Genomic DNA, 25,143 nt, shown 5'->3' on the forward strand with positions numbered 1-25,143 from the left:
TCCCTATTTCCATCCAAAGGTCGATTCAATCGTGGCTAAGAAAAAAGCGACATCCAGAGCGGCTTCGACTCGCGTGCAACTGCCGCCCGCGGAGGTTCGTTATGCGGAGGAACTCACTGCATTGTCGGCGTCCGACTCCGCTCCCCGGCCTGAGGGCTGGGCGCTGTCGCCGCAGGCGGTGGTGGACTTTATCTGTGGCAGCGATGGGGTGAAGGTCGGCAAGACCAAAGCGGGGGCGCGCGTGATCACGGAGAAGTTCGTGGGCCCGCGTGATATTGTTCAGCGATGTGTCGTGACGCTCGCCGGTGAACGAGGCTTGATGCTCGTCGGGGAACCGGGCACGGCCAAGTCGATGCTCGGCGAACTGCTCGCCGTCGCGATCAGCGGAACCGGCTCGCTCGCAGTCCAGGGGACCGCCGGGACGACTGAGGATCAAATTCGCTACGGCTGGAACTATGCCATGCTGCTCGACCGCGGTCCGGTGCGGGAAGCGCTCGTGCCCTCGCCGGTGATGACGGCGATGCGAGACGGCAAGGTCGTCCGATTCGAAGAGATCACTCGCTGCCTGCCGGAGGTCCAGGATGCCCTGATCTCGATCTTGAGCGAACGGCGATTGATGATTCCTGAAATGGATCAAGCGGGTGACGGGGAAGGTAACAGTATCTTTGCGGCGCCCGGGTTTGCCATGATCGCGACTGCCAACTTGCGTGACCGCGGCGTTTCGGAGATGTCGGCAGCATTGAAGCGACGTTTCAACTTCGAAACGATCGCGCCCATTGCTGACGAAGTCCGTGAGCGTGAATTGGTATCGACCCGCGCGGCCGCTCTGTTGGCGGAGACCGGTTCTCCCGTCGCGGTGGACCAATCACTGATCGAGTTGCTGGTCACGGTGTTCCGTGATCTGCGCAGCGGTCGCAGCGATGAGGGATGGCAGGTGACTCGGCCGAGCACGGTGATGAGCACTGCCGAGGCGGTCGCGGTCGCTACAGCGATCACTCGTGAAAGTGTATTTTTCCCCAGTGGATTTGATCCGGTATCGCGAATGCCGGGACACCTGCTCGGCGTCGTCATGAAAGACGAAGCCAAGGACCGCGAACGATTGCTCGCCTATTGGGATGGACCGGTCCGGCGGCGAGCCGAAGACGGGGGCCCGCTGTGGAAGCGATTGGTGGAGCTGCGAGGGGACCTGGAGGAGTGATGGATTCCTTCGAATTCGATCCGTCGATGCCGGTGCTGGCGCAGTCACGCAGACCATTTTTGATCGGGGTTCGCCATCATTCGGCGGCGCTCGCCCGAGCTCTGCCAGCGATGCTCGACGGGTTCGCGCCAGAATGCGTACTCGTTGAGCTGCCGTCGGACCTGCAGGACTGGATCGAACATCTCGCCGATCCGCAAACAATCGCGCCCGTGGCGATCTCCGCGGTGCACGATCAGTCCGGATTGTTCTTCTATCCGATGGCGGATTTTTCGCCCGAGTGGGTCGCGATCCGCTGGGCCCGCAGGCGGGGAGTGCCCGTGGTGGCTTGCGATCTATCGGTCGCGGCCAAGACCCACTTGTCGGCAATCGAATCGACCGAACCGGATGATCCGCCCGACGGTGAAATCGCCACCACGCTGCTGGATCGGCTGCTCCAACGCACCGGCCAATCCGATACAGGAGCATTGTGGCAGCGATTGGTTGAATCGCCCGGATTCGACTCGGACGCCGAATCGATCCGGAACGCGGCATTGTTGTTTGGCTATGCCGTGCGTCAGAGCACGCCGCAGGTCTCACCGCGTGACCTCGTCCGTGAAGCCGCCATGCGCGAGGCGATTCGCGCCGCCCCGGAGCAGAGCGCGGCGGTGATCGGCTCCTTTCACGCGGCCGCTTTGCTTCCCGATGTGATCGTGTCGGAGCGGGATCGCGATGCCGCGATGCTAGCCGAATCGAAGGCCGAGTCCGCTGATGCGGTCGGCGTATCGCTGGTGCCCTATTCGTTTGACCAACTCGACGAACGCAGTGGCTACCCGGCAGGTGTCCGCGATCCCGTCTGGCACCAGCGGATGTGCGAATCAACGTCGTCGCAAGCGGCAGACGCGGCCGCCGCCGAGCTCGTCACTGCCGTTTGCCGGCAACTGCGTCGAGCCGGTCACGTTGCCGGCATGCCTGACGCGACGGAGACACTCCGCATGATGCGGGATCTGGCGCGGCTACGCGGTCTCGGCACCGCCGGCCGGGGCGAGCTCGTCGAAGCGATCGAGTCATGTTTGGTCCAAGGCGATTTGATGGGACGTGGGCGAGCGGTCGCCAAAGCAGCGGGCGAAGTACTGATCGGCGATCGGACGGGTCAGGTAACACCCACCACACCTCGCTGCGGGCTCGCCGTCGATATCGATCGGCAACTCGAAGCGTTGAAACTGCCGGGTCGTGATTCGTTTGCCAGCCGATCCCGCCCGACTCGCCGAGCATCGAGCGGCGTACCCATGCATGCTGATGAAGATGCCAAGGAGATCAAGCTCGATGTTCTGCGTCAGCCGCGCGATCGAGCACGTGCGGTTGTGCTGCGGCAGTTCAGTGCGGCCGGAATCCCCTATGCTGAGCGTGTCGATGAAGTCCAACGTGGTCACCGCGAGAACCTGATCGAACGCTGGCGGGTCGGTTGGCAACAAGGGACCGCCGCCACGATCGAATCGGTTTCGCGTTACGGTGTCACGCTCGGTCAAGTCGTCGAGGGGATCGTGCGAGGGGCGGGTCGGATTCCTGGCCAGGAAGCTTCCGAGACGGAGGACTTGCCCGCGACGATATTGCACCGTCTGCAAATCGCCACGCAGTGTGGTTTGGTCCGGCTGACGCGGCAATCGCTACACCAGATCGGTGATTCCTTTCGCGCGGCGGCTGGATTGTCCGAGCTCATGGCGGCGACGACCATTGCCACCCGAATCCGCGCCGGGCACCTGCCGGGTTTGCCGGCGGACGCCGAATCTGCCTACCCGCCGTGGGTGCAAGCATTTGTCTGGCCGGAGTCACTCTCGACCATCCATTCCTGCTTGCAGGCCGCCATGCAGCGGCTAGCCGGTCTGAGCGGGTCGAACGATCCCACCGATGTCATTGCCCTGGTCGATCTACTGGACTGGATGACGGGTGACCTGCAAGCCTCGGTGATGGCCGATATCGATCAGCCGCCCTCTCAATCGGGGCGCGTGCGTCTAACGCATTGGTGTCGTCAAACAATGCGCAGCGGCAGCGACCGCATGGGTGGTGCCGGAGCGGGCGCACTGTGCGTCTTGAATGAACAGCGTGACGCCGAGTTCGCTGCTTTGACGCGGGGTTGGCTGGACTCGGCAACCGATCAGGCGGGGCGAGCACGACTGAAGGAATCGCTCGCCGGTGCGACCCAAGTACTCTTGCCGAGAATGCAGAGTGACGCGGCCTGGCTATGCGGGATCCGCGATGGCATTCGACCTATGAGCGACGAAGTGTTCCTATCCAGGCTGCCTTCACTGCGCGGTGCTTTCTCTGAATGTTCACCCGCTGACCGCCAGCGTTTGTTGCAGGTCAGTCTATCGGACTTGGACGAGCGAGGTTCACGACTGGACGAGCAGGGTGCCACCTTGTCTTACCGACAACAGCACAACCCCGATGCCATCGCCGATGAGCTGGTCCGACTACGACGAGCCGACTTGGCCGGTCGCGCGGCAGTCGAGGCGAAGTATCCAAACACCATCTCGTGGACCGGAGCTGAAAGACCGAGCCAGAGTGCAGCGAGTACCGATCCGCTGGATCGAGTCGATGAGATTGCAGCGAGTGTATCCAATGGCGATCTACCGCTGGCTGACCGCTGGCGTTTGATCTTTGGATTGCCACCGGAATCCAACTCACCGATGTCGATCCGGTGTGCTACATCGTTGGACCAGTTGTACGGTCGCGGCCGTGGCGAAGGCGCACGTGCGGGGCTGGCCAATCGTCCCGGTGCCGGTGGTGGGACGGAGGCACCGCAACCTTCCACGGCCCAATGGGCAGAGGATCTCGAGGCTCTATTCGGCAGCGATCTATGTCAGGAGGTCCTGGGGGCAGCGGCGGGTGCAGGCCGGTCGACGGCATTAGAGCTACTCGATCCCGATTCGGTCACCCCATCAATCGAACTGCTCGAACAAGTCCTCTCGCTCGCCGGTGCGATGCCCGAGTCGAAGGCCGCGACGCTGCGGCGTTTGGCGCGCCGGATCACGGAGGATCTGGCCCAGCAACTGGCGGTGCGACTGCAACCGGCCTTGAATGGCCTGTCATCGCCACGTCCCACCCGCCGCCGGGCACGCAAACTCAATCTCGCGCGGACAATCCGAGACAATCTTGCGAACTGCTATCGTCGACCTGACGGGCGTGCCACGATGGTGGCCGAGCGGTTGATGTTTCAATCACCCGCGAAACGTCAAATGGACTGGCACGTCATCTTCGTCGTCGACGTCTCGGGTTCGATGTCCGCTTCGGTGATCTACAGCGCCCTCGTCGCGGCCGTGCTCGATGCTCTCCCTGCGCTATCGGTGAAGTTCCTAGCATTCAGCACGGAGGTGATCGACTTGAGCGAACAGGTCACCGATCCCTTGTCGCTCCTGCTAGAAGTGCAGGTCGGTGGGGGCACTCAGATTGGACTCGGACTCCGCGCCGCGAGGGCAGCTGTCACGGTCCCCTCACGCAGCATCGTCATCTTGGTTTCTGATTTTGAAGAGGGTGTGTCGGTCGGCCAAATGATTGGCGAGGTTCGCTCACTCGTCGATTCGGGAGTCACCTGTCTGGGTCTGGCGGCGCTCGATGACCGTGGGGTCGCGAGGTATCACGAGGGCTACGCTGCGATGGTAGCGGGAGCGGGGATGCACGTGGCTGCGGTCAGCCCTGAGAACCTGGCCCGCTGGATTGGCGATCAAATCCGCGGGGCACAGGCGGGCCGATGAAATCGATGACGCGATGGAGATGGTATTTCTCACCGTTTGTTGGGCTTGGAAAGACGAAGACATGACGACATCTCGCCCCACTCTCACCTCCGAGTTGCTCGCCGCGATCATCGACGCTGCGCCGGGCCGGGTCCGCAAACGGCTCGATCGTCAACCCGCTGCGGCCAGCGACTGGAGCTGGAATCACGCAGCCCACGTCTGGACGATCCAGGCGGGCGAAGAAACGGTTCGTCTGCAGGTAGACGCTGACGACCATTTGACAACGATCAACGATGTGGCTTGCTCCTGCCTGCTCTCACCGAAGTGCTTCCACGTGCTCGCCTGCGTGACGTCGCTGGCCGTCCATGATCCGACATCCGTTGCCGAAGCGGAGTCTGCTGCCGATGAGAGTTCGTCGCCGAATCGGACGTCATCTGAAATAGGCACCGATGTCAATGCCGGCGATCCTATCGAGATCAGTGACGCGGTGCGTCAGGCTGCAATCGCGAGCCTCCGGGCGATCGACGGGGTCTTGGTCAGTGGAGCGCGAGCGAGCGGTGTGATCATCCAATCCTCGCTCCTGCGGGCGGCCCACCAAGGGCGAGCGGAGGGATTGGTTCACCTCTCGGCAGCCCTGATCCGCACCGCTGAGGGTATCCAGCGACTGCGCCGCGGCGATGATCACACCGATAGCGAAGCACTTCGTCGCGATATCGTCATCGCTATCGATGCCGCCGCTGAACTGCGCCAATCCGAGACTCTCACGCCAGCGAAAACTGGCTTCGCTCGCCGACCCTTTTCGCCGGTGTCGCTGCGATCACTCGATGGTGCGGTGGCCGAACCCATCCTGACTCGGAGCGGCTACGCGGGCGTGGCGACCCATCTGATCGGTGACGATCAACAGCTTTATCAGATCGTCGAAACGCGCCCTGGCGATGCCACCTTGATCGGTCAAGCTTATCGGGGAGGGATCGATCTGGGAACAACCACGGCTTCGGCGCAGACGCTTAGCCGATCGCATCTCGACGTCCAAAACTTGAGCTGTTCGCCTGACGGACGACTCGGCAAAGGCAGCAAAACTCGCTGGGCGATCGATCGCAAGAACGACACTGCGATTGGCAGCGGCTCGTCGTCATGGGAGCGATGGTCTGTGCCGTTGGGCGATCAAGTTGCCGCGGTCTTTGAACAAGCGACGAGTCCCGCGTGGCTGCGGCGAGGCGGATGGGACTTGGTCTGTGTGCGCGGCGTGGTTCTCGGCGTGAGCGGTCGTACAGTGGCGTTGGAGCACGAGGGCAGCGGAGCTCGGTTGAGGTTGGGGATCTCGATCGATCATGCGTCGCTCCCATTCCGAGAGAATCTGCAGCTCCTCGCACGCTGCCCGGGGCTGGCCGTGGAAGTGGTCGGCCGCGTGCAACTGGATCAAGCCGGACTCATTGATGGGTTGACTCTGCGCGGCTTGTCTGACGACTGGATATTGCCGGATTCCTGGGCCGGACGCTGTCATCTGGGGCTCGACAGATTGCAACGACACCATCTGCGGAGCCCTGAGCGGTTTGCCTCGGAGGTCGATGCCCCGCCCGCCGAGCCGCTGCAGCCCGGTTCGTCGCGACAACCGGACACCCGCTCAAGCTCGCAGACCGATCTCTTCTCTGGACTGGAACGCCACTGCACCGCCTTGGTGCTCGGTGGCCGCGACGCGGTGGGCTCGATCGGCTCGGCCTCGCATCGCCGCGATCAGGCGAGGTTGGTATCGCGGGGCCAGGTAGCCGCGGCAAGCCTACTGGATTCGCTCGCGATGGCCTGTGCCGAAGCGCCCGCGGTCACGCGTCGCAATCGTCTGGCTGAAGACAATAGGCATCTCCAGCGTCCACTCGTACTCGCTGCTGCTGCGGCATACCTCGATGCATCCCGCCGTTTCTACGAGCGAGAGCAGTGGATGCGTGTCCTCGGCTGCCCAGACCTTGATTGATCGGGGGAAGCGAGCCAGCCGCTTCGTAGGTGTTAGAATAACTGGGCGGACAACAGTGTTGGTAACCCCCGCACCGACGACGTTCGGAGCCGATCCCCAAGACGGGTTCTGAGCTGAACATGTTTTGCCGCCCTTCGTTTCACCACCTCCGCCGTTTACCGCGCGCTGAAGGACCATCCCACGATGACATATCCACACAATTGGGTCAGCTCCTGTGCCGCTGTCCTCGCGGTCGCGTTTCTGCTTTCGGACTGTTCTGCCGACGATGTGACGAAGGCCTTGAATGAGAGTCGTCAATCGATGGCTCAGCAGTGGACCCCCGACATGGCCAACGATGTCGACTTTGAGTGGTTGGATTTCAACGGAGATTCGGGCTCGATCAAGAGGCTGCCCGATGGCCTGCGGCATCATCACAGCATGACCGATGGGGTTCGCGGAATCCGCGCATGCATCTCGCTCGGGGGCGATTTTGATATACAGGTAAGCTACCACGACCTCGAGATCAGCGAGGGCGAGCCAACGTGGCACTGCGGTATCGGCTTGGTGGTGCAACTAGACAATCACGACCGCAATCGTGTCACCATCTATCGGCGCCGAGATCGCATCGATGGGCAGCACGTGTTAGCGATGACTCGTCAAGAACTAGGCGAGAATGGCAAGATGACGTACGTCGACGGCACGCAGGTAGCCGATGATTCGGTCGCCGGGCGATTGCGGTTGGCCCGTCGCGGCACGACCCTGACGGCTCTGCAGTCGGACCGGGAGGGGCATCATGAGCGCGTGATCGGTACCGTTGAGGTCCCGCCGGGGCCGGTCGAGGTTCAGGGCGTGCGGTTGATCACTCAAGTCGGCAAAGGGCTTGAAACCACCGTCACGTGGAGCGATCTGCGAATCCATGCTCAACAGATCGAAACTTACACGCTTCCGCCGGCTGGTTTGACCGCCACCGAACTGACGGCGCAGCTGGACGCCAATCGAGAGAACATGGCCGACCTGGCCAACAAAGTGGACGAGACAACGGGTCAAGGCGGTCTTTCCTGGACGCTCACACCGGGCGCCACGATTGCGCCCGACGAGCCAGGATTTCGCTTGCTCGTCGAAGCGTCGGGTGATGTCGAATCCGCCATCATTCGCAAACGCTGCGATACCCGAGGTGACATGGACCTGGAAACGTCACTGCGTATCCTTCATATCGATCCGTCGACCAAACCCTCGACTAACAATGACGTGACGTTGCGGTTTTCTGCGATCCCGCAAGTAGAAGTTGACCAAGGTGTCGGCCGCCTTCGCGAGGACCGCACCGTCGAGATTGCCGAAGCGACACTCTCGCTGCGGTACAAGGAAGACGGGACCAAGGAACTCAATTGCCGCACGGTGGGGCGAAACCACCTCGGGCGAGTCGTCTATCGTCCCATCCGCTCGATACCGGTCGACTCGATCGACCAGATGCGGATCGCGGTTTCGGACCGAACGCTGTACTTTTTGTACTCGCTGCCCGATGACGATGAGAGGATCGTCCTGGCCCGGCTTCCCTTCAAGAACGATTTCGTCATCCGTGAGATCGGGGTCGCCCAGACAGCCCGAGGCGCCACCGGCCGCTCGGAAGTTCAATGGAAGAAGGTGCAGATCTTTGCCGACGAATGAGTCGGTGGCGGCAAAGTTCACTCAGTGGCGGTGGATGGATTGGGTCATCGTCGGTCACCCGGTCGTGCTAGACCGGTGACGGGTTGGTATGCCGACCGGATGCCGTCACCCGTCGCCGAATCCTCCAACGCGGAGAGCACCGCGTTGTCGGCCATCTCTGATTGATTGATGCTGCTTCGTACCCAGCCCGATGCTGCCACGGCTTCCGGATCGATTCGCATGGCTTGAGCGAGCCAGTTTTGGGCGGCCGCTGAGTCGCCGCCGGAGATCGACGCCGCAGCGAGCTGGAGACGCGCGGTCACATCCGCTGGATTCTTTTCCGCGGCAGCGATCAGGTATCGATTGGCTTCGTCACCGCGTCCCAACTCACGATAGGCCAAACCGCGCAGCAGATCGGCGCGACCGGGGATGATCCCCCCGTCGGTTTGCGTCAGTTGGGCCGAGCTGCTGGCACCGTTGAACCGATCGAGCGTGGCGAGCAATCGGTCGTGCCGTTGATGTTGATGATAGATCTCCGCCGCTTGCAGCTGCACGTACGGGTAGTCTGGCTGCAGGGACAAGGCTCGGTGATAGGCGGCCAAGGCAGAATCGGAGCGACCCTGAGCCGTTTCGCAGTCTCCCCACAATGCCCACAGGGCAGCCCATTCACGATCCGATTGCAGCGCGATCTCACACTGCCGCGCCGCTTCATCGACCCGCCCCAATTCGAGATACATCCGGCCGAGCCGCTGGAGGTGCTTGGGATCGCCCGCACTAAGCTGGACGGCCTTCTTCAGATGCACGACCGCGTCATTGCGTCGGCCGCGTAGCCAGAGTGTGTCAGCCAGCCCTCGATGAGCCGCGTCGTTGTTGTTGGACACATCGAGCGATTTGCTGAACAAGTCCTCCGCGACCGTCCAATCTCCCTGGCGAGCCGCTTTGAGTCCCTGACGCGATAGCCGCCGGGCCGCGACGCTCTGCCGGCTTTCACCGAACTTCACAATGCTGCGGCACCCCAGCTGCAGACTGACCAGTGTCAGCGCAGCGGCGAGCAGCGATGCCCCAAGGCACCTGCCGAACATGCGTCTCCGGGCGTCGGAGACGGTCAATCGGCGCGTTCTACGGTCATGCAAACTCGTACTCAATGAGTCTATTTCTCGACAAAACCTGTCGCAGCTCCATGGATTCCACTCCTCTGATATCAAATCCCCCGCGACCGGTGCCAGCCGGAGAACCCGCAAACTCTTCCTTTTCAGAGCGACCCGCACGACCTGAGCACCGCCGCGAATCCCGACAGAAATCGGCCGATCGTCAATATCGTCAGCCAGACGTCTGACGCTCGCTACTTCCATTTCACCCCGGTCGCGCCGATGTTCCCAACCTGTTTATCTGAACCCAGCGAAAATGCCCCCGGTCAACTACTCGCCGAACTCGAACGCCGTCAGGACGACGCGATGGCGCAGCTCGACGACTTGGAGAGCAAACTCAATGAAGTGCTCAAAGGCTTGAACGTCGAACCCGATGTCACCGAGCTCGACTGAAAAGTGCCAGTCTGAAGAGCCACCCAGTCTCCCGTTGCCCCACGCTTCGTGGGTCCAGTGTTCTTCCGGGCTGCTGACTTATTGGGCCGAGACGCGTAAGCGGTCGGGTGGACGGCGTTACCCGGGGCCTGACGGCCAATGCCGTCTAATTTCCACCGCAAAGCGGTCTTGGTAGCCCGACGCGTCAGCGAGGATCACTTGTTCGCCACGCAAAACACTGCATTTTCCTCGCTGACCAGCGAGTTGTGCAGTTTCTCAGTTATGTGTTGGCAAGCGTTTTAGAAGCCCGAAGCGCTAGCAAGTGGAGTCAGGTGAACTCTCCCTTGCGCATCGGGCTTGTATTTCAGCAGTCTCCGGAGCTCGTGGACGGGAGAGCACGCAGGTTTGGGACGTTCCGTTACGCTGTCGGACCTCTCCTGATATCTCGCTGAAATCTCGATGCCCGACCCTCCCAGCTTCGCCGGGCGGGTGAAGGAAATCTCCCACTAGCAAAGCACCGCGTCCAAAATACGCTATCATCGCCAGCCCACTTGAGTGAGTTTCACGCCCCGTCCGAGAGCCCCTGCTATTTCTACCGATCCCACCCGCAGCGGCCTGCCCGCGTGGACCTTTCTAAAAAACTTTGCTCGCAACCCCACCGCTGTCGGCGCCATCGCACCGAGCAGCCAGGGGCTCGTCGACACGATGGTGGATTGGTTTGATTGGGACGAGCTGCGCGGCGTTGTCGAATTTGGACCCGGCACGGGCGTCTTTACCGAGGGGATTACCCAGCGTCTGCATCCCGACGCGGCTTTCTTTGCGATTGAACGATCACCCGACCTGGCGGCTCTGACACGCGCTCGTTGCCCGGCAACCACGGTTCACGAAGCCTCGGCAGCTGAGGTTCAACGATTGTGCCAGAGCGAGGGCATGCAACAGGTCGATGCGATCATCTGCGGATTACCATGGGCATCCTTCCCCGAATCGCTGCAGGCCGGCATCCTCGACGCCACCCTCGATGTGCTCCGACCCGGCGGCCGGTTCGCCACGTTCGCCTATTGGCAGGGCGTTGCACTGCCCGCAGGCAGGCGTTTTTCAAAACGCCTGCGATCAAGTTTTTCCGACGTGCATCGCAGTCCGACCGTGTGGCGAAATCTGCCACCGGCGTTCGTGTATCGATGCACTAAGTAGGCAACTACTCTTCTTCGCCCAGGTTGAGCTCAAAGCTGGTTTCTCGATCGACCGACTGCAGATAGCCACCGATCAGCTTGCGTGCATCTTGGCTACCAAGCATTTGGGCCATGATGCGCTGCTGCGGTTGACGGAACTGCTCGCGGAGGAGATCCATTTCCGGCTGGAACTCGGTCGGTGTGACCACGTAGTAGACCGTTTGCGGATCATTCGCAGCGACGGCGTACTGCCCCACTTTGGTGGTGAAGACAGCCCGCATGAAATCGTCGCCGACCGCATCGAGTTCAGGGACTTCGGCGGGCACCGTTTGCATGAAGCCAACTTGGTCGAGCCAGCTGAATGGGCCGACGCCCTCGATCAAATTCTCTTTCTTGTCAGCCGGGATCGCTTCGGCGAGCGTTTTCTCGCCGTCCTGGACCGCCGCAGCAATTTCATCCGCTGCCGCTTTGGCGAGCTCCTTCGCTTCGCCCATGCGAAGGAAATGCACAATCTCGTCGCGAGCCTCATCCAACTCCGGAATGTAAGAACGAACGTCCTCTGTTTTCCAGCTGATGTAGGTCACACCCGCTTCCAGGTCGACCGAGCGGAGTGGGGAGAAGACAGGTTGCGGCGGCAGCACCGAGCCGTCTTGCATCGGTGAACCGAACATCATCGCGCTGTAAGGCGCCCCGCGTTGGTTCATCCCACTACCGAGACCAAAGGAATTTCCCGGAGCGATTTCCTGGACGCTCACGCGGTTTACCAACTCATCGGATTGGCCGTACTGCAGTCCGAGTTCAGCGGCCATCTTCTTCAGATCCAAACGCTTGGGAGCGTCGTCGGCCGTCTGCACTCCCACAGAGACGTTACTCTCGTGGACGGCGAGTTCACTGAAGTAGCGACGCATCCGCTTGTTCGCTTCAGTGACGGCATTATCGAGTGCTTGGCGTGCCGGGCCGCTGGCCAATTCCGTCGCGATCTGGTCCCGGACCTCTTCAAAGGATTGCGACTGGGTCGGTGCCGGTTCGTCATCGAGATCCAAATCGGAATCATCGGACGCCTCAGCAGGCATCTCGGCCTGTTCCGCCGGCTCGGGCTCTGCGGGCGTTTGCGGCTCGGTTTCCGATTCAGGGACAGCCGCGTCGTCGGCTGGCTCCACTGGCGAATCGCCCTCTTCGTCCTGGAACGCTACCAACTGAACCGCTGAGTTGCGGCGGCGATTCAACGACGATTCTTCCTCGGCCGGTTCGGCTGGCTCTTCTTCGGTGACAGCCTCCTCAGTGGGCTCGTCTTCAGCCGCTGCCTCTTCGCTGTTCTCGCTGCCCTCAGACTCCTCGTTCGAGCCCGACTCCTCAGCCTCCGATTCTTCCATGGTGGATTCTTCCGTCACGGATTCCTCCGTCACGGATTCCTCCGTGGTGGATTCCTCCGTGGTGGATTCCTCCGTAGCGGTAGGCTCTTCGCTCGGCATGGCTTCCTCTTCCACCACAACTTCTTCTTCCGCAGCAGCTTCCTCGCCGGAGGCCGCTTCTTCGTCGGAGGCCGCTTCCTCGTTTGATTCAGCTTCTTCGCTGGGCATCGACTCTTCGCTCACTGCAGTGTTTTCATCCGAGCTACCGCTCGTATCCTCGAGTGACAGCTCGTCGGTGCTAGTTTCAGCAGCGGGATCGGCCATGTCGGCGGGGTTGGCCGCGTCAGCGGGGATCTGGAAATCACCGCCAGCGAGTCGGCGATCGTACTCAGCGCGGAGTTGCTCCTCGGTCAGCTTGGACTTCTCCGCCTCGAGAAACTGCTCCAGGTGGGCGGCAACGTATTCGATTTCAGCCGAGTCAGGACGGCGGAACCCAGGCAGGCGAGAATCGTCGCTGTTGAAGCTGATCCGCTCACGGCCCGCATCGTAGGTGTCTTGAATATCCGATTGACTCGGGTTTTTGTCAGTTTTGTCAAAATACTCGCTGGCCAGAACCCCGTAGGCGTTCACGGTGGCCTGTTGGCTCATCTTCAGGAAGTTCTCCCACTGACCCAACGGCGTGACGATCGGCATCTGTCCGTTACTGAGGCCGACGAGGGCTCCCCGTTGATAGAGGTCCGCCAATAGATGCATGCGGAGTTGTTCGTAGAGGTGTTGCGGTCCGAGCTGTCGGCCGCTGCTCTGCATCAACATCGAGGAAATTTCACTGTCGCTGACCGTGCCGTCGGAGAATCGGGTCAACCAATCCTTGATTTGCACGTCATCGAGTTCAAAGCCGGCTTTTTCGGCTTCGTGGTAGAAACGCAGCGTGTGGATCGTGGCCTCTTCGCTCGGGTTGGCATCGATGCCGATCGCACGGATCTGGCCGGATTGCTCGTCGAATTGGAATCCCGGGGTCTGCGGCACGCCGCCTCGTGCGAGCGTTTCGTTTGCCAATTCAAACAGGAACCGAACCACCGAGCGATGATTCTGGGTGGTGCGAGCGACGCGGGTACGCGTCAATTCGATCCCGTCATAGCTGGCTGCTACTGGATTGGAGTTCATCCCGCCGCCACGACGCATGTACGTGTCCAACGCCGGTAGAACGACGAAGGAGAACAGAGCCAAAAGGGTCAAAAAGACCATCAAGGGCTTGAGGTTGCGTCGAAATATCTCGAACGGACTCGAACTCATCTGAGAAGCCTAGCGGGGGCGGGGGCAATCGGAAAACTGCGCGAAGGTGCAAACGGCAAAGGGTATCGCCAGAGGAAATCAGAGGTCAAGACGACTTGACACGAAGAAGCTACCCAAAACGAGCGCTGACTCTTTGGAGACGAGACATCTGACATCGATTTTAGCGGCCTCGCCGGAGAGGGTCAGACCCCTTTTCGCGTAGACTCTAAATTCGGGCCACGTATTGGCCGCTGAGCCGTCTCACGAAGCGTTTCATCTCCAACACACTGACGATCGCCGAGACTCTCGCAGAGGACAATTCGCAGGCAACGGTCACCGCATCGAGCGAGCTGCCGGTGGGCGATATTTGGTCGAGGACAGCAATCTCCAGCTCGTTGAGCGAAATTTCTCGCCCATCTCGCATCTCGCGATCCGCCTGCTGGACGTCCTGGTCGACGCCGCGAACAATGGGCTGGCTCAGCGGACCGAGTAGTTCGAGCACATCGTCGGCGCTCGTGATGAGGATCCCGCCATCGCGGATCAAGCGGTGGCAGCCCTGCGAGGCGCGATTGTTGACGGGACCGGGCAGCGCCCCGACGCTGCGCCCCAGTTCACCGGCGAGTCGCGCCGTGATCAGAGCCCCGGACCGTTCGGGGGCTTCGACGACGATCGTGACCAGCCCCGCAGCCGCAATCAGTCGATTTCGCTGTGGAAACATGCCGCCTCGCGGCTTCGACATCGGCGCGTATTCGCTGATCACGGCCCCCGCAGCGGCAATCTCCGCGGCCAGTGGCTTGTTCTCGGCCGGGTACATCTGGCCCAAGCCGCCGCCCAAGAACGCAATCGTCCGCCCACCCGCCTCCAACGCCGCACGGTGTGCCGCCGTATCGATGCCGCGCGCCAGACCACTGATGATCGTTACCGAGGCCGCAGCGAGGTCACGGGCCAATCGGCGAGTTTGCTCCACACCATAAGCCGTCGCGTGCCGCGTCCCCACGATCGACACCGCAATCGGATCAATCGGTTTCCACTGGCCCTGGCAAAATAGGACCGCAGGCGTGTCCTCGAGCTCTTCCAATGGTTGAGGGTACCCGTCGCTGCCCGGACCAACGATCTCGACATCGTGGCATTGGCACCACCGCAACACGCCATCGACGTCAATGTGGTCGCTCGCGGTGCGAATCGTGTGGGCTAGTTTCGGTCCAATCCCCGGACATCGCTGCAACGAGTCGGTATCCGCGGCCAACACGTCAGCCGCCGTTCCGAAACTCTCCATCAACACGCTCAGACTCCGTGGCCCCAGACCGGGTAGCAAACACAGCTGCAATTGAGCTCGCAGATCAGCGCCGATGCCCGCAGGCTCATCGCCCTCTTGTTCCTGCTGCCAATAGAAAAGCTCATCGGACACCAGACGATCCTTTCAAGCAAAACACTGCATCTCCTCGCTGACGACATCGGGATCGGAACGCGGGAACCATCAGTGGCGAGTTTCCAAGTGGCGTAAGCTGCCAGCTGGCGATCTTTGCCGACCGCAAGCTGGCAGCTTACGCCACGATTTGCTCTCCCGATGCTTGCCCAACGATTGATGCCAAAGTAGGTGGCACGGCGGGTAGCTCGCGACGGGCGGAGCTCGCGAACGGGTGGGTAGCTCGCGACGGGCGGAGCCGTCGGTCGACTATGGACTATCGCTAGTGTACCAGAATCACTGGCCGATCCCGTCGGCGGTCATCCAGTATCCACCGCGGCTGTGATCGAATCGAGGTTTAGATCCCCGCATGGCTTCGTCAAATCCCGTGCTGGCCGCCCAGACCTGGCGGCCACCGACCCAGGTGCGTACCGGCCACCCGGTCAGGGACTCACCATCCCAGGGACTCCAACGCGACTTGGTATGCTGCTCGGCGTCGCGGATCGTCCGCTGCTCGGCCAGATCGACCAAGACGAGGTCGGCGTCGTAGCCCGCCGCGATCCGGCCCTTGCCCGTCACCCCCCATACCCGAGCCGGCGCGTCGCTCATCCAGTGTGCGACCTGTGGCAGGGTGATCCGGCCGGCGTGAACCTGGTTGAGCATCAGAGCCAACGAATTCTCGACGGCGGGCAGACCCGATGGACTCTGGGGATAGGGTTGGTTCTTCTCTTCGAGCGTATGCGGCGCATGATCGGTGGCGATGACCTGAATGACGTCATCGCAAAGCGCCTGCCACAATCCAGCATTGTCGGCCGCCGTCTTGATCGACGGATTCATCTGCACACGGCTGCCGAGTCGATCGTAGTCCTCGACCTGGAACAGCAAGTGATGCGGGCAAACCTCGGCGGTGAGGTAGGGGGAGGGATCTCGCAAGAATTCGAGCTCGGCCGCTGTCGATACATGCAGCACGTGGAAACGATGCCGATGCCGTCGCGCCAACTCCGTCGCACGCTTGGTCGCAATCATCGCGGCACGCTCATCGCGAATGCGAGAGTGGTCGGCTAGATCGTCCGTTGGCCCCAACCGCTCCGCGTTGGCGCGGACGGTCGACTCGTCTTCGCAGTGAGCACAGATCGGTAGCGTGGTCTCTGCGAAGATGCGTTCCAGAGCCGCCTGTTCATCGACCAACAGATTCCCGGTGCTGCTGCCGATGAAAATCTTGATCCCAGGCACGTCGCTGACATCGGCTAACTCCTTCACGTTGTCCGGCGTGGCCCCGATATAGAATCCATAATTGACGAGCGATTTCTCCGCAGCGAGACGTTCTTTGGCGCGGACGCCCTCGACCGTGATCGCCGGCGGCTTCGTATTGGGCATCTCGAGAAACGTGGTCACTCCGCCAGCGGCACAGGCGTGGCTCGCGGCGGCGAGATCCTCTTTCTGAATCAGCCCCGGTTCTCGAAAGTGGACTTGATCGTCGACCACCCCTGGCAACAGATGCAATCCGTCCGCGTCGATCACCTCGTCGCAGGAGGCCGACGGCGACGCGTCGACGTCGAGAATTTTGCCGTCGCCGACGAGCACGTTGCCCACCCGGACTTCACCCGAGGCGGATCGAATCCCATCACCGGGAAAAACGATCGAAGCGTTGCGAATGAGAAGACGTGCCATGAGCTGAGCAACCTCGGAGTGATGAAAAGATGCCGGCCCTCTCAGTCGAGCCGTCCATGAAAAGAACCTGTCGCCAGACTAACAATTTTCTTCCGGCGGTGCGATGGACGGGATCCCTCGGCCTGTATCGATGGAAGCGGTCACGCCTGTCGAAAGATTTTTTCAGCAGAGGGCGGCCACAACACGTCGCCTCGCGCCGACCAATCTCGCCGCCTCCAATGGACGATAAGGATGAAACGTCGTTTCAGCAGGCTCGGAGAACTCCTGCGGAGTAGCCCGATGAGCCGGTGAACGCTTTTTGCGCTAAACGTGAAGCGTTCTACGAACCGGGATCAGCTCATGTGTCTCCTACCTGCTTCGTCCTTTCCGCGCTGCCCGGCGCGATCCATCCATCCGATCGGAAACATCTATGCCCTTCCTCTCTGGCAGCCTCTCTTTTGAACGATTCCGTGTCGAAAAGTTTGATTCTGCGAGTTTTGATCAAGAACACCTCGACCTGATGCATCAGCACGCTGCGGGAAAAGTCGAAACCGACTCCGCAGAGAACGTTCACACCGGATTTCTCGGTGGTGCCCACCTGTTTGACCAAGACTTTGATCTCGAGAAGAACGTGATCAACGACGCTGTCCACTTTGGTATCCGGATTGATACCAACCAAATCCCTGCCGCGATCAAGAACGCCTGGTTGCAGATGGAACTCGCTGGTTTGGGACGTGACAACCCCAGCGGCGTGCCTACGAAAACGCAGCGGAAGGAAGCCAAGGAAGCCGTCGAGCAACGTTGTGAAGTGGAAGCGGCAACGGGGAAGTACCGCAAATTTCAACCCTTCTCACTGCTCTGGGACCATGGCTATGAAATGCTGTACTTCGGCGGCTCGGCGGGTACGGCGAGCGGTCACTGTGCCGACCTGCTCGAACGAATATTCGAGATCGAACTGCGACACGTCAGTGCTGGTACGATCGCACAGGCCTGGGCCATCGAAGCGGATCGCTACGCGGAGATGGATGAAGTCGTCCCCGCCGCGTTCATCGCCGGGCCCTCGCACGGCAGCGTTGCGTGGGCGAACGAACACTCGCAAGCCCCTGATTTTCTCGGCAACGAGTTCCTGCTCTGGCTGTGGTGGACCCTCGAGACCCAAACCGACACGATCACGATCGCCGACGACACGGAAGTCACCGTGATGCTGTCGAAAACTCTGTCCCTGGAATGCCCCGTTGGCGAATCGGGCAAGGAAACCATCACGGCGGAATCACCCGTCAAGTTACCCGAAGCGATGCAGGCGATCCAGCACGGCAAGCTGCCCCGGAAAACCGGCATGATCCTCGTGCGGGACGGCCAGCAGTTTGACTTGACCCTGCAAGCGGAATCGTTCGGCATCAGTGGCGCCAAGATCATTCTCGATGAAGATACCGAGTTCGATGCCGACGATCGCATCGAAGCGGTGCGGACTCTATGCGATACCGTCGATGGACTGTTCCACACGTTCTGCGACCGCCGCACCGGCGCCGATTGGCACAAGGACCTCAGCGCCATCCAAAATTGGCTGGCTCCCGTCCCCCAACGCGCAGTGCAAGCCGCTTAAGAGTCGGCCGGACAACGACCGGGGCTTCGGCCCCGTTACGCTACGCTGAGAAGTATTTTCCACTCGTGACAAAGCCCGTCCTTTCCCCACGAGTTTGTCTCCGCCAACGGCGTTTTGGAAAATAGCCGGTGGTTCCGAGCGGAGCGAACACCACCGGAACAAACACGAAACGCAAGCCCCAACCCCGACAGGGGTTGAAGATCATTCACGGATGTCCCGGCCGAGATTTCTCATTGAGGATACGGCGACCGCAAACCAGTTCGCACACATCGAATCATGGTAGCGCCATGACGCAAACCGCTTCTCCACACGATTGGCACAATCCCCTCGGCACGGGACGTAGCGGCCAGCGATGTGATATCGCCGCTGCGTTCAAAGCGTCAGCAGGCTGAATAGTTACCGGTTTCTGACGCTCGCTACTGGTCAATCGACTGGCCTTTAAATGTCGGTAACGGAGGCGAACGGCGCCATCTCTGGGACATGCGGCGTTACGCACTAAAAAAAGCCTGCCCGTTTTGGAATCCCTGTGAAATATTGTGTTATAACATGGCATGTCATGACTCGGAGAGAGTCTCGTACAGTTCCTTCCTAGGAGACTTCCCATGCGGCCAATCCCCCGCACCGTGTTTTTTCTGTTGCTCAGTTCTGTGATCGCTGGGTGTAGCACTTCAGAATCCTTCTCCCCTGAGGAGGGGGAACTGGAACGCTATCTCCAAGCGAATCCCGAAGCCGCCGCGCTCCGCGGACAAGGCGAGCCAGCAGGATTCGGTAGCGCGCCCGAAGTGCCCCGCTGAAGCCACGCGACCGGACAAGTCTTTCTCCTTACGTTTCAGAATTTCCAGAGGTTTCCTATGAGTGTTAGACGGTATCGAGGTTTCACGTTGGTCGAGTTGCTGGTGGTCATTGCCATTATCGGGGTCCTGGTTGGATTACTGCTCCCCGCTGTCCAAGCAGCACGTGAAGCGGCACGGCGGATGAGTTGCAGTAATAATTTCAAGCAGATTGGATTGGCGTTTCACAACTACCAATCTGCCTACAATCAACTGCCAGCGCATGGAGGTGGAACCTCACGCTTGCCAGGCTCGCATTGGGACTCGACGTTCACACCGACAGCCAGCGGTGGCGGCAACAACCTAGTTCTACTCAGTACATTAGTTGGGATTACCCCGTTCATTGAGCAGCAAGCACTCTGGGAACAGATCAGTAACCCGTTTCAGGTCGACTCGGGTGCTTTTTACGCACCGATGGGGCCCACCCCTTGGATGCAACTCGCTGATCACGCCGCCAACGGCGAGTACACACCTTGGTTAACGACTTTGTCGGCATTCCGCTGCCCCAGCGATCCGGGGACAGGGTTGCCTGGCCATGGTCGGACCAATTACGGGGTCTGCATCGGTGATACAGTTTACTTTCAATACAACGGGATCACGGACCAGTACGGCCGGCCAGGAACGGACGTTGCCGGCGCGAAAAAGACCGCCCGAGGTATGTTCGCCCACGGATATCTGACGCCGAGATTCCGTGACGTGCTTGACGGGTTGTCCAATACCATCATGGGAGGTGAGTTCAATACCGACTTGGGCGATCGTCATATCACGACCCAAGCGCGAACTGGCATCACGGGGCACCATCTCGACCCCCAACGCTGTTACGAGAAGATCGATGCAGCGCGACCAAGTTTCTGGGCGTCCGACGCCAGCATTGCTGGCTCCGATGAAGAGCGACGTGGTTTTAAGTGGGCCTTTGGACTCGCTATGTTTACCGGCGTCACGACGATCCTGCCTCCCAATGCGCCGATGTGCTACGACACCGGCCAGGTCGGCATTTTTCGCCATGGGATCTTTCCTCCCAGCAGTCGGCATCAAGGCGGTTGTCACGTGTTGATGGGTGACGGTGCGATTAAGTTTGTGACCGATTCGATTGAGGCCGGTGGAGGCCCAATGGTATCACCCAATGGCACCGGCGGAACGACGCTCATGCCCGGTTCCGAGAGTCCCTATGGGGTCTGGGGAGCGCTGGGGACTAAAGCCAGTCGAGAGATCATCGACGAGGAGCTATAATTCCTGAAGCTTCTTCAGCGATTGGTGGGCGTCCGGGCGTAGAGATCCTACGCCCGGACTCGAGGCCCTTCGCGAAGTCTTTTCTTCCGCCTAGTTAGCGAGTCACCCGTGGAACCAAGCCTGGCAGACGTATCGTACGAGTTCATTCGAGCTAAACTCGCCAATGGTGATTATTCACCGGGGCGACGCTTGGTGAATCGAGCGCTGGCGGAACAGATCGGGGTAAGTGTGATTCCGGTTCGAGAAGCAATCAGTCGGTTGGTTAGCGAGGGCTTAGTTGAGCATGTTCGCGGAGCGGGTGCCTATGTCCGCCAAGTCAATCGTCAGGAGCTGAACAATCTGTACGTTCTGCGTGAGGCACTTGAAAGTTGCGCAGCGGCGGAAGCAGCGCAGCATATTACCGAGGATCAGCTGGACGAACTCGATCACATCCTCGATCGAGCGAAGCAAACCGCCAAGCAGATCTGCGCACAGCCGAAAGAACGTAGCAACAGGCGACAGTTGGATCGTTGGATGGACGACGAACAGCAGTTCCACGAGCTACTGATTGAGGCCTCGCGAAATCCGCTGCTTGCCAAAGTTGTCAAAGACAACCGTGCCATCGGCTCGGTGTTTGAAATTCAACGCAATGATCCGCGACTCCTTACCGGAGACGTCGCGAAGGCGACGTGCGAATCAAAAGCTGAGTTGCTTGCGGCCTTGCGAGACCGCGATGCAAAGCGAGCGAAACAATTAATGAGTGACCAGATCCAACGCGGCCGACGAAGATTCATGGATTTTCTCAACCAGCAGGGATGCAAGCGAAGCTAGCTGTATACCAGTACTCAGGCGAAAACAACTGGCTCGACCGACGCAAGCGTGCGCGGAGCACAGAGGAAGATTTTTCTAGACATGGCTCTCGTATCCAATGATGGTTCAAAAATGCGTCCCTGACGAACAAACGCTCGCCAGGGACCGACAACATCATTGGCGTACCGCTTTTGCAGGGAAACGCTGGCGACCGGGATATCCCTTTCTAAGCCAGCACCTCTGCAAAGCTCGGCTCCGTTTCTCCCGGCAGTGCCAGTCTAACATTGATAATCACATCCCACAAATAAATCCTTCGATACGGGAGCCATGCCTTGAAAACCTCGGGCCCACGCTTCCGTCGGATGAGCCAATCAACTTCGATCCAACCTGAGTCCCTGGGCTGAAAAGTCAATCGTGGTTGTCGGGATGCGTGTCCCATTCATCGGATGGACCGAAGGCAACTGTTGATCATGACGTCCCAACTTCGCCCACTCCTTTGAACGGGCAAGCTTAAGAATGAATGTGAGAACGAATCCATGAGAACTCTAATTTTGACGCTTTTGCTCAGCTTGGCGTTGCTTGTCCCAGACCTCGCGGGGGCTGAGCGGACGTCGATCTCGCTGGACACGATGACACGCCAGCGATGTCTGGACGTTTTGAGATCCGGCCTGCGGAGCGACGACTTCTGGCCGTCAATTCACGCAGCCGAAGGACTGACCCTGGCTGGCCACGGCGAAGAGGTCATCAACTATTTGACTGACAAACTCGCAGCAGAAACCGATGACCAGCGGCGCTGCGGGCTCGCTCGCGAATTGGTGCGGGCCGGTGACAAGTCGCAAGTCAGCGTGATGTTGGGCATTCTGGCAGGTGAAGATTCCCATGGTCACATTCACGCTGCCGAGAGTCTTTACAAGGTGGTTGAAATCGGCGACGGAGCGGCCCTCCGCAAGACCTTCGCGACTGCCGGCAACGGACCGCTGAAGCTGATGGCTGCCGCCGCGCTGGGGCGTTGCGGCAACCCCGACGCGATGCTGTATCTCCGCGAATCGTTGAGCAGCAAAGACCCGGATGCGCTGCGAATCGCGGCCTGGATTCTGGGACGGATTGGAAGTGCAGCCGACATTCCATTACTCAAAGCCCAACTGCCACGGTGTGAAACCCCAGTCCAGAAGGCCTACATTCATCATTCTTTGGCGGCGTTGGGTGATGCCGAGGGGCACCAAGCACTGGCGGAGAATCTTCACGATCGAGATCCAGCCATCCGCACCTACGCTGCCACCTTCGCCGGTGATGCCTGGGCGACCGACGTTGCGGATTCCTTGAAACAACTGCTAGACGACGAGAACGCCGATACCGCGTTGCGAGCTGCTCAGTCGTTACTTGTTCTCAGCGGTCCGGCGCCCGAACCAGCCGATGCTGATATCTCGATCAAAGTGTTTCCAGCGACGCTCCAGCATCCTCGGTACACAGAGGGTTCGATCATTACGCTTCAAGATGGTTCGCTCTTGTTTGCGGTCACGGAATTTCACGGCAGTGGTAGCGATTTTGCGCATGCCCATATTATCGGCCGCCGTTCGACCGATGGCGGTCGGACGTGGTCAGCATCTCGAGTGCTGCACGCCAATACAGGCAGCATGAATGTGATGAGCGTTACCTTGCGGCGACTGGCCAATGGTGCCATTGCCATGTTCTATCTGCAGAAGAACAGTCACAGTGATTTGACGCCGTACCTGCGAATTTCGACAGACGAAGCAGAGACGTTTGGGGATCCGGTGCAGATCTCTTCCACTCCCGGCTACCACGTGGTCAACAATGATCGCGTGACGGAGTTGTCAACAGGACGGCTATTGATGCCCGCCGCGTCGTCGCCGGATGTGGCGACCGACAACCACTTTCGGTCGCACTGTTTTCTGTCCGATGATGGGGGCAAAACATGGCGGGACGGCATCGGCAACGTGGATGCGGATAAACGCGGAGCTATGGAACCGGAAGTCGTTGAACTGAAGGATGGCCGAATCATGATGCTGGCCAGAACTCAGTTGGGCTATCCGGGCAAAGCGTATTCAGAGGATGGAGGAGACACATGGGGCCCGTTGACATCGTTGGGAGTCCAGGGGCCAGAAGCTCCTGCAACCGTCCGGCGCATACCATCGACGGGAGATCTGTTGCTGATTTGGAACAACACCTACACCCCAGGAGCAGGTCATGGCGGCAAGCGAACACCGCTGACAGCCGCTTTATCGCGCGACGAAGGCGAAGCCTGGACGGTGGTTGGCAACTTAGAGTCAGACCCGAGCCGTACGTTCTCGTACATCAGCCTGACGTTCGTACGCGACCGGGCAGTAATGAGCTACTGGGACCAAGACAAAGCCGGATATTCGTGCCGATTTCGGTCGCTACCAGTCAGTTGGTTTTATCGTTAATGATGATTCCGGAGCAGAACTGTGTTCCCAGCCGATGTCAAAATTCCATCCCGTTAGGATACATGCGTCGTTTCCTCCTCCCCATATTCAGTCTTTTTCTCATGAACAGTCCTTTCAATACCTCCGCATCGGACGTTGCCTGTGAACCGGTGGTCTTTGTGTCGGCATTCGGTTCGGGTGACGATGGGGCCGACGATGGGGCCGACGATGGAGCCATCCACTCCTTCCGATTTGAGACACAATCAGGGACCCTCGAGCCACTTCATCGAACCACTGGAACCGGGCTACCGTTCTTCATGGTGATCTCGCCCAATCAACGATTTTTGTACGCCAGTGATGCGGAGCAATTTGGTGGGGACAAGGATGAATTCATTGCGGCGTATGCCATCGCGGACGACACCGCTGAGCTGACCCGGTTGAACCGTCAATCGTCGCGAGGCAGCGCATCGTGCTATCTCGAAATTGACGCAACCGGAAAATCGGTGCTCGTCGCGAACTATGCAACCGGTAGCGTTGCGGCGTTGCCGGTCCATGAAGATGGATCGCTCGAGGCAGCTACTGCGTTCATTCAGCACGAGGGATCCAGTGTCGACCCACAACGCCAAACGGGACCGTTTGCACACTGTATCGTGACCAGTCCTGACAACCGCTTTGCACTGGCTGCCGATCTGGGAATCGACCAAGTGCTAATCTATCGACTCGATGCGGCCGCCAGCCAACTGGTGAAAAGTGACGTGCAACCGTTCGCGAGCCTGCCGCCTGGATCAGGGCCGCGTCATTTAATATTCGATCCGAGCGGTCAACGCGTGTATGTCGTCAACGAGCTAACAAGTACCGTCGCGTTATTTGCCTATACCGCCGACACGGGGCGACTGACGCTGCAGCAAACGATTCCCACGTTGCCCGAGAACTTCTCGGGTGCAAGCAAATGTGCGGATTTAAAAATCACACCTGATGGCCAGTTTCTGTACGCCAGCAATCGCGGACACGACAGCATTGCCATCTATCGCATCGATGCGGATGGGCGTTTGAGTTTGGTCGGAATTGAACCGAGCTTGGGTGGCAGTCCGCAGAATCTGTTGATCACCCCAGACGGTCGCTGGCTACTCTGCGCAAACATGACCGGCAGCAACGTGGTGGTGTTTCAAATCGATTCCAAGTCAGGCAAATTGATCGCGAAGGGCAATCCGGCTTCGGTACCGACGCCCACCTGTATAAGCTGGTTACCGCGTTAATGCGGTTCATCCGACGTATCGCCTGGTTCCACCAGCAGGGCCTTGGGAACGCGGGAGTAGCAAGCGTCGTATTGGGCGAAGCAACGAGCTGTTGAATCCCCTGAGGTATCCCGTCAGGGATGATAGAGAATAGCCGTAGCTCAGCGCAATGCCACCTACGGTGTATCA

The 25,143-nt window shown here is 59.9% G+C and carries 16 protein-coding genes; 12 read left to right on the plus strand and 4 right to left on the minus strand.

The features are described 5' to 3' along the window. The first annotated feature begins 31 nt into the window (after positions 1-31). The 4 genes from CA85_RS15035 (at position 32) to CA85_RS15050 (ending at position 8,518) form a co-directional block, all read left to right on the plus strand. Positions 32-1,198 (plus strand): ATP-binding protein, encoded by a 1,167-nt coding sequence (locus CA85_RS15035; protein ID WP_246112829.1) that lies wholly within the window; start codon positions 32-34, stop codon positions 1,196-1,198. Beyond that, entirely contained in the window at positions 1,198-4,926 is a 3,729-nt protein-coding gene (locus tag CA85_RS15040; RefSeq protein ID WP_246112830.1) for a DUF5682 family protein, read from the plus strand. The genes CA85_RS15035 and CA85_RS15040 overlap by 1 nt, the downstream gene beginning before the upstream one ends. 13 nt (positions 4,927-4,939) lie before the next feature. After that, positions 4,940-6,874, plus strand: a complete 1,935-nt coding sequence (locus CA85_RS15045) for a hypothetical protein (RefSeq protein WP_146392146.1) — start codon at positions 4,940-4,942, stop codon at positions 6,872-6,874. 183 nt (positions 6,875-7,057) lie between these two features. Further along, positions 7,058-8,518 carry a DUF1583 domain-containing protein gene (locus CA85_RS15050; protein WP_146392147.1) on the plus strand — a complete coding sequence of 487 codons (1,461 nt, stop codon included), beginning with the start codon at positions 7,058-7,060 and terminating at the stop codon, positions 8,516-8,518. A gap of 44 nt (positions 8,519-8,562) precedes the next feature. On the opposite strand, the gene CA85_RS15055 is transcribed toward CA85_RS15050, so the two are convergent. Further along, positions 8,563-9,579, minus strand: a complete 1,017-nt coding sequence (locus tag CA85_RS15055) for a tetratricopeptide repeat protein (RefSeq protein ID WP_146392148.1) — start codon at positions 9,577-9,579, stop codon at positions 8,563-8,565. Positions 9,580-9,867: 288 nt separating this feature from the next. Here CA85_RS15055 and CA85_RS24980 point away from each other — a divergent pair, with 288 nt between their 5' ends. Beyond that, positions 9,868-10,038: a hypothetical protein gene (locus CA85_RS24980; protein WP_186774963.1), complete on the plus strand. Its 171-nt coding sequence runs from the start codon at positions 9,868-9,870 to the stop codon at positions 10,036-10,038. 534 nt (positions 10,039-10,572) lie between these two features. Continuing rightward, a complete protein-coding gene (locus CA85_RS15060) occupies positions 10,573-11,208 on the plus strand; it encodes a class I SAM-dependent methyltransferase (protein ID WP_146392149.1) in 636 nt (211 codons plus the stop codon). Positions 11,209-11,212: 4 nt separating this feature from the next. On the opposite strand, the gene CA85_RS15065 is transcribed toward CA85_RS15060, so the two are convergent. From CA85_RS15065 to CA85_RS15075, 3 genes are all read right to left on the minus strand, one after another. Next, positions 11,213-13,831: a hypothetical protein gene (locus tag CA85_RS15065; RefSeq protein ID WP_146392150.1), complete on the minus strand. Its 2,619-nt coding sequence runs from the start codon at positions 13,829-13,831 to the stop codon at positions 11,213-11,215. 205 nt (positions 13,832-14,036) lie between these two features. Then, a complete protein-coding gene (dprA, locus tag CA85_RS15070; RefSeq protein WP_391564868.1) occupies positions 14,037-15,218 on the minus strand; it encodes a DNA-processing protein DprA in 1,182 nt (393 codons plus the stop codon). Positions 15,219-15,512: 294 nt separating this feature from the next. Continuing rightward, positions 15,513-16,886 (minus strand): dihydroorotase, encoded by a 1,374-nt coding sequence (locus CA85_RS15075; protein ID WP_146392151.1) that lies wholly within the window; start codon positions 16,884-16,886, stop codon positions 15,513-15,515. A 409-nt stretch (positions 16,887-17,295) separates the two neighbouring features. On the opposite strand from CA85_RS15075, the gene CA85_RS15080 reads away from it, so the two are divergent. The 6 genes from CA85_RS15080 to CA85_RS15105 all read left to right on the plus strand — a co-directional run bounded on the left by CA85_RS15080 (position 17,296) and on the right by CA85_RS15105 (position 24,975). Next, complete coding sequence (locus CA85_RS15080; RefSeq protein WP_146392152.1) at positions 17,296-18,468, plus strand: hypothetical protein; 1,173 nt, start codon at positions 17,296-17,298, stop codon at positions 18,466-18,468. Between the two features lie 602 nt (positions 18,469-19,070). Beyond that, positions 19,071-19,262, plus strand: coding sequence for a hypothetical protein (locus CA85_RS15085; RefSeq protein WP_146392153.1), 192 nt, complete (start codon positions 19,071-19,073; stop codon positions 19,260-19,262). Positions 19,263-19,319: 57 nt separating this feature from the next. Continuing rightward, positions 19,320-20,528: a DUF1559 domain-containing protein gene (locus CA85_RS15090; protein ID WP_146392154.1), complete on the plus strand. Its 1,209-nt coding sequence runs from the start codon at positions 19,320-19,322 to the stop codon at positions 20,526-20,528. Between the two features lie 108 nt (positions 20,529-20,636). Then, on the plus strand, positions 20,637-21,338 hold the full coding sequence (locus CA85_RS15095) for a GntR family transcriptional regulator (protein ID WP_146392155.1): 702 nt from the start codon (positions 20,637-20,639) through the stop codon (positions 21,336-21,338). 515 nt (positions 21,339-21,853) lie between these two features. Continuing rightward, on the plus strand, positions 21,854-23,740 hold the full coding sequence (locus tag CA85_RS15100; RefSeq protein WP_146392156.1) for an exo-alpha-sialidase: 1,887 nt from the start codon (positions 21,854-21,856) through the stop codon (positions 23,738-23,740). A gap of 101 nt (positions 23,741-23,841) precedes the next feature. Beyond that, positions 23,842-24,975, plus strand: a complete 1,134-nt coding sequence (locus tag CA85_RS15105; protein WP_246112831.1) for a lactonase family protein — start codon at positions 23,842-23,844, stop codon at positions 24,973-24,975. The last annotated feature ends 168 nt before the right edge of the window (positions 24,976-25,143 follow it).

The organism is Allorhodopirellula solitaria (assembly GCF_007859855.1).
Classification (GTDB): Bacteria; Planctomycetota; Planctomycetia; order Pirellulales; family Pirellulaceae; genus Rhodopirellula; species Rhodopirellula solitaria.